At 59.9% G+C, this 6,272-nt stretch carries 6 protein-coding genes; all 6 read right to left on the bottom strand.

Translation table 11 applies throughout. The features are described from left to right. Positions 1-370: 370 nt before the first annotated feature. The 6 genes from gloA to ILT44_RS21245 all read right to left on the bottom strand — a co-directional run bounded on the left by gloA (position 371) and on the right by ILT44_RS21245 (position 6,270). On the bottom strand, positions 371-808 hold the full coding sequence (gloA, locus tag ILT44_RS21270) for a lactoylglutathione lyase (RefSeq protein ID WP_307826611.1): 438 nt from the start codon (positions 806-808) through the stop codon (positions 371-373). Between the two features lie 25 nt (positions 809-833). Next, complete coding sequence (locus ILT44_RS21265) at positions 834-1,748, bottom strand: ABC transporter permease (protein ID WP_204241621.1); 915 nt, start codon at positions 1,746-1,748, stop codon at positions 834-836. After that, positions 1,745-2,575, bottom strand: coding sequence for an ABC transporter permease (locus ILT44_RS21260; protein ID WP_204241620.1), 831 nt, complete (start codon positions 2,573-2,575; stop codon positions 1,745-1,747). The genes ILT44_RS21265 and ILT44_RS21260 overlap by 4 nt, the downstream gene beginning before the upstream one ends. Before the next feature lie 29 nt (positions 2,576-2,604). Continuing rightward, positions 2,605-3,657 carry an ABC transporter substrate-binding protein gene (locus ILT44_RS21255; RefSeq protein ID WP_204241619.1) on the bottom strand — a complete coding sequence of 351 codons (1,053 nt, stop codon included), beginning with the start codon at positions 3,655-3,657 and terminating at the stop codon, positions 2,605-2,607. 94 nt (positions 3,658-3,751) lie between these two features. Further along, positions 3,752-4,879, bottom strand: coding sequence for an ABC transporter ATP-binding protein (locus ILT44_RS21250; RefSeq protein WP_204241618.1), 1,128 nt, complete (start codon positions 4,877-4,879; stop codon positions 3,752-3,754). Positions 4,880-4,929: 50 nt separating this feature from the next. Next, on the bottom strand, positions 4,930-6,270 hold the full coding sequence (locus ILT44_RS21245; RefSeq protein WP_239468423.1) for an NAD(P)/FAD-dependent oxidoreductase: 1,341 nt from the start codon (positions 6,268-6,270) through the stop codon (positions 4,930-4,932). Positions 6,271-6,272 lie beyond the last annotated feature (2 nt).

The following is a 6,272-nucleotide window of genomic DNA, read 5'->3' as shown; positions in this document are numbered from 1 at the left end:
AACTCTTCGGGCTTGTCGCATGAGGGAGCCGCACCGATACGCGCATTATGGCTTGTTGAAGTTAATGCAACAGTGCCTATGCCTGCGCCCAGGAACCCATGACAGAACCGCCGACCGAGCTGTCCTCGAACAGGGTTCATGCGAATGCTATGCCAAAATCCGCCGTGATCTTCGAGAAGAGATCGGCCACGTGTGAGAGGGGCAATCTTCGATTCGTTATTCTGCCGGGCCGGCCTTTTGTGCGAGAATAAACGCGGTGTTCGGAGCAGTCCGCAATACGAGGAAAGCGCGACTGCTCCGCTGTCCGCATCGCTTCAGCCACTACACATTAGCGGCTAATGGGCCAGTGCTGACAGCATAAGGCCTGGTCTTACGCCGGAGCACCAGTGACGGTTGCAGCTCTTGCCTTGGCTTCGCGCATCTCGTCGATGGCATCCTTGAGCTGGATCAGCTCCACCTTGTAACCGTCCGGATCCTCGATGAACGCAATCGTGGTTTTGCCGAACTTCACAGGGCCAGCTTCGCGAGTGACCTTGCCGCCAAGTAGGCGCACGTGGTCGCAGGTGTCCGCAACGTTATCGACGCCAATCGCTAGATGTCCAAACCCGGTGCCGATCTCATAGTTGTCCTTGCCCCAGTTGTAAGTCAGCTCAATAGTCGCTTCGGATTCCTCGTCGCCATAGCCAACAAACACGAGCGTGTACTCGCCTTCCGGCACCTCGATCCGGCGCAGCACAGTCATGCCGAGAGCCTTGGTGTAGAACTCGATACTCTTGGGCAGATCCTTCACGCGAATCATCGTATGCATATATCGCTGCTTCGCCTCAGTCATCTCAAACCTCCTTTGACATGAGTTTTCCGCTTCCCGGCCAGCCGCCAGAATTTCGAACCAGTGTACGACCCTTGCCCTTTGTCGCCTTGCTTGCGCTGGGCTGGCGCTCTGCGAACCGGCGTCGAGTGGCACGACGGCGCAGAGCGTGGCTGGCAATGAACACGGCCACAGTAACGCCGGTGATCATCGAAGAGACCGCGGCAATCGTCGGACTGATGTAGAGCTGCATCGTCTGCCACATTCGCACCGGCAGGGTGGTTTCGCCGGGACCTGCCAGAAAGAGCGCGATGATGAACTCGTCAAACGAAACCATGAAGGCGAATAGGGCGCCCGACAGGATGCCAGGACGGATGATTGGCATGGTTATACGAAGGAAGGTCGTCACCGGTCCTGCTCCGAGCGAACTCGCCGCTCGCTCCAGCGTTGCCGGATAGCCCTGCAGGCTGGCATGCACATTCAGGACGGCGAACGGGACAGCCAGGATCACTTGGCCGAGAACGACGGCGCTCCATGTGCCTACCATCTGCAGGCGAGCGAAGAAGAAGTACAGCGCTAAGGCGAGAACGACGGTTGGCACCATCAGGGGTGACATCATCAAAGCAAGAAGAACCTTCTTGCCCACGCCCGTCATCCGGTGCAACGCAATCGCGGCAAGCGTGCCCAGCACTGTGGCGATCGCCATCACCGCCAGGGCAGTTACGAGGCTGATCCAGGCCGAATGCAGCCACTGATCATTCGACCAGAAATCCTCGTACCAGCGTAGCGAGAAGTCCCGCGGCGGGAAACTGAGATATTGGTCCCCGTTGAACGAGATTGGGACCACCAGAAGCGTGGGAACGACCATGAAGGCGATGACGCCGTGGGCGAACCAGGCTGTCCAGGGCGCTACCCGAGGAGTGTTGGATGCTATGTTCATTTTGATGCCGGGACAAGGTTTTCGAGGCGGGCGAAGCGGCTGTACACGAAGAGAAGAATGATCGTGGCTGCGAGTAGCATGATCGACAGGAGGGAGGCCGAGTCCCAGTCACCCAAGAGTACGACCTGCTGCTGGATGAGGGTGCCAACCATCATGTCACGCCGGCCACCCAGAAGAGCCGGGGTGACGAAGAAGCCTAGTCCCATGATGAACAGCAGGAGGCAGGCAGCCGACAGTCCGGGCAAGCTCAAGGGAAGGAATATGTGCCAGAAGGCGCGTGTCGGGCTGGCGCCGAGAACCTGCGCTGTCTGGGACAGACGCGGCTTGATACCAACCATAACCGAGTACATCGTAATGATCGCATAGGGCAGCAGAATCTGGACCATTCCAATGGCGACGCTGCCGCTGTTGTAGAGGAGGCGAATGGGATTGCTGATCAAGTTTGCGCTCATCAAGGTCGAATTGATGACGCCTGAATCCTGAAGCAATGCGATCCAAGCATAGGTACGGACGAGCAGACTCGTCCAAAGCGGGAACATGATCAGCAGCATGTACTTGCCGACCTTCTCCGAGGGCAGGCGGGAGAGGTAATATGCCGTTGGGTATCCAAGAAGAACCGCGAGCACTGTGACGACAAGCGCCGTTCTGAACGTCGTCATCATCACGCGCTGGTAGCTCGGCTCCACCAGAGCTTCGCCAAGTGCGGTGAACCCCGATTCGACACTGATCTGGAAGGGGGAATAAAGCATAATCAGTGCCGGCGTGACATACATGACCAGCATGTACGCAAGACATGGTGCAATCAGCCAGCTGCTTTTCCGCAACATTCCGCCCTCCCAGGTTCAGTGTCGTCAGCTTACTTCGTCAGCCAGCCGCTGTACTTCTTGTACGCGTCTGCCATGTTGGTGGACCACCAGCCGATGTTGGACAGCATGGTCTTGCTTAGATCTTCCGGCTTCGGCTGGTACTTGAGAGAAGCGGGCTCAATGAGGTCCTGTGCCTTCGGATTGGCTGGTAGAGTTCCGAGCCGGCTCGCGATTTTGGCCTGAACCTCCGGGCGCATCGCGAACGCGATCAGCTGCATGGCAGCCTTCGGGTTCTTCGCACCCTTCATAACCGTGAAGTAATCCTGGTGCACAATCGCCTGATTCCAGACGCGGGCGACAGGCTGTCCGGCTTTTTCGGCTGCCGTCACGCGGCTCGTCCAAGCCGTGCCCAGACAGGCGGAGCCGTCCGCGATGAGTTGGACTGACTGCGCGCCACTGTCCCAGAAGGTGACGACCTTGGGCTGAATCTTATCGAGCTGCTCGTAGGCGAGCTTCAGATCAACAGGATAGACCTTGTCGACTGGCACACCTGACGACAGGACGGCTGCCTCGAGGTTGTCGATAGGAACGTTGCGCATAACACGGGGGCAATTGTACTTTGTGGTGTCCCACCACTCGGCCCAGCTCTTCGGGGGATCCTTGATGAGGTTGGTGTTGTAAGTCATCACCAGCGCGTACCGGCTGGAAGGAGCCGCGTAGGTCTGGGCCACTTCTGGAGATAGGCCTTCCTTAGGCACCACATTCCAGTCGATCGGCATCAGGATATCATTCTGCGTCGCCAGGGCCACGTCCGTGTCGCCGGTGATGAAGACATCCCAGACGACATTGCCGGAGCGGCTCATAGCCTGCGCCTTGCCGATGGCAGTCGTGTGGTCGGCGATCACCTTGATCCCCGACTCCTTCTCAAAGGGCTCATAAAGCGCTGCCGCGAGCGCCTCAGCCTGCGCGCCCCCAGCATCCGCAACGACCACGGTTTCCTGCGCGGCGGCTGAGGTGGCCGGCAGCAGCAGTGCCCCTGCAGCCCCGGCGATGAGCGCCGAGAGTGTGATCGAGCCTTTGACTTGCTTGGTGAACAACTTCATCCTCCACTCCTCTGTAGGTTATGCGATAGGTGAGCGCTTGCCACTGCGCTCCACGAAGGTCGGTTGGCTGTCGCGAGGCCGTCCTAATCGTCGTTCATTCGGCCGCTTCGATCACGGCTTCTGGGCGTTTGTCATTGGGGAGCAACACCGTGTCGCGGGTTTCCCAAACAAGGTGAACCTCCTGATTGGGGCTCAAGACTACGCTGCGGGATGGGATACGGACGGTAACGGTCTGCCCACTCCGGAGAACGGCTTGGAGACTGCTGCTTTCTCCGCGATAGATGATGTCCCGGATTGTGGCCTGAATGGCGGCTTCTGCCGGCTGCGGCTGGATGAATGTGGGCTCGACCCGAATGTGCTCGGGCCTGACAACCGCAATCGCCTCGCTATGGACCGGCAGGATGCACTCGCTCTGTACTGTCACCGGCGCGGAGTCTGGAAACGCGAGCACATAGGTGTTGCCGGGTGAGCCGCTCTTCCGGGTCAGGACACGGCACTCGAGGAAGTTAGACTCGCCCACGAAGCCCGCGACGAAGACGTTACTCGGCTTCTCATATATGCTCGATGGAGTGCCAACCTGCACGACTTCGCCCTCGTTGAACACGCAGATTCGGTCGGACATCGTTAGAGCTTCGCCCTGATCATGGGTGACGTAGAGGGTAGTGATGCCCATCTCACGCTGGATCTGTTTGATCTCGAGCTGAAGGCGGTCGCGCAGGAGCCGATCAAGGGCTCCGAGAGGTTCGTCCATGAGGAGGATCGCCGGCCGGTAGACGATCGCGCGGGCAATAGCCACGCGCTGCTGCTGACCACCGCTGAGCTGCACTGGAAGACGGTGCCCGAAGCCGCTCAAGCCCACAATCTCCAAGGCCTCGCCGGCGCGAGACGTGATATCTCTCTTGGACATGCCGCGCATACGCAGGGGAAAGGCGATGTTCTCCTCGACTGTCATGTGAGGGAATAGAGAATAGTCCTGGAAGACCATGCCGATATTGCGCTGGTGCGGGGGAACGTGAGTGATGTCCTGACCGCCTACTTCGATGCGGCCACTGCTGGGCAGGATGAACCCTGCGACCATCGACAGCGTAGTCGTCTTGCCCGAGCCACTCGGGCCAAGGAAGGTCACGAACTCGCCGCGTTCGATTTCGAGAGAGACGTGGCGGACCGCAGGCGCCGAGGAGGCATAGGTTTTTTCGACATCGATGAGGGACAGGTAGGACATACACATCTCGCCTGGGGGGGAACGGTGGTTGAGAGGTCCTCGGCTGGTGTTTAGAAGCCCGCTTTGGGCTTCGGGCGGGACCCGTCGATGAAGCGCGAGTAACGAAACGGTGTGGGATCCACGATCGGGGCGTCGTCTGCGACGATATCTGCCATCAGCTTGCCCGCACCTGGGCCGAGGCCGAAGCCGTGGCCCGAGAAGCCGGTGTTCAGGAACAGGCCCGGCAGGGCATCGACCTTGGAGATCACCGGCACCGCGTCGGGCGTGATGTCGATCAGCCCCGCCCATCGTTGGGCGATCCTTGCTTGGGCAAACGCTGGAAAGGTCTCAACGAGGCTGCGCTGGGCGCGGTTCAGGAACAGATCGGTGGCTGGAGGATCGAGCACGCGCAGCTTCTCGAAGGGAGAGACCTGATCGAGCGACCAGTGCCTCGGGCGACGCCACTCGCGCAGCGCCCGACTGCCGAACTTCGGCCGCAGCCGTTTCCATGACTTTTGCAGCATCGGCAGGTAGTCGTACGCATAGCGGAAGCTGTCCGGCGTGATCTCGGTCTTGGTGTGAAAAGGGTCGCCGATGTTGTAGCCGCCATCCAAGCGCTTTCGAAGTGAGAACTTGTCAGCGTAGATGGTGGGGCCCACTGGGCCGTCCATCGGCTCCGTGCGCATTGCCGAGGCTTGGACGAGCATCTGTGGCAGGCGGATGTCCAGGTTGCTGCAAAAGACGGTCGACCATCCGCCGCCCGCGAGCACGATGGCATCGCAGGCGATGCGGCCGCGTTCCGTGACGACGCCGGCAACCTTTCCGGCTTGGATATCGACACCGCGGACGGCGCATTGTGTGAAGATCTTGGCACCGCGCCTCCTGGCGCCTTCTACAATAGCTGGGGCAGCCTTCTGCGGTTCGGCGCGGCCGTCGTCCGGGGCGTAGAGAGCGCCCTTGAACTGTCTGCTGGCGCCAGGGGCGAGTTCTTCGATTTCTCCTCGTTGCAGGAACTTGGCCTGGATCTGAAGAAGCTGGGCTTCCATCAGCCACTCCTCTCCGATCGCGAGGTTTTCCTCAGTGTCGTACAGCCGAAGAGAGCCGAGGCGCCGATAACCTGTTTCCGTGCCAAGGAACTCATTCATTCCCTTCCAAAGACGCGCGCTTTCGAGACACAGCGGCAGTTCGCGCATGTCACGACCCCGGGCTGTCACCCAGCCCCAGTTGCGGCTCGACTGTTCTCCGGCGATGTGCCCCTTCTCGCACAGCACAACGGAAACACCCTTTTCGGCGAGGTAAAGCGCCGTACTGGACCCCACGATGCCGCCACCCACAACAACAACGCTCGTCCGCTCCGGCAATCGGTCGTCCGAATGAACGGGGTCAACAACAGGTCCCACAGCCGTCTCCATCC

This window comes from Microvirga arvi (assembly GCF_016892765.1).
Taxonomy (GTDB): Bacteria; Pseudomonadota; Alphaproteobacteria; order Rhizobiales; family Beijerinckiaceae; genus Microvirga; species Microvirga arvi.
Note: the sequence above shows the minus strand (reverse complement) of the source record. Positions and strands in the feature narration are given on the sequence as shown.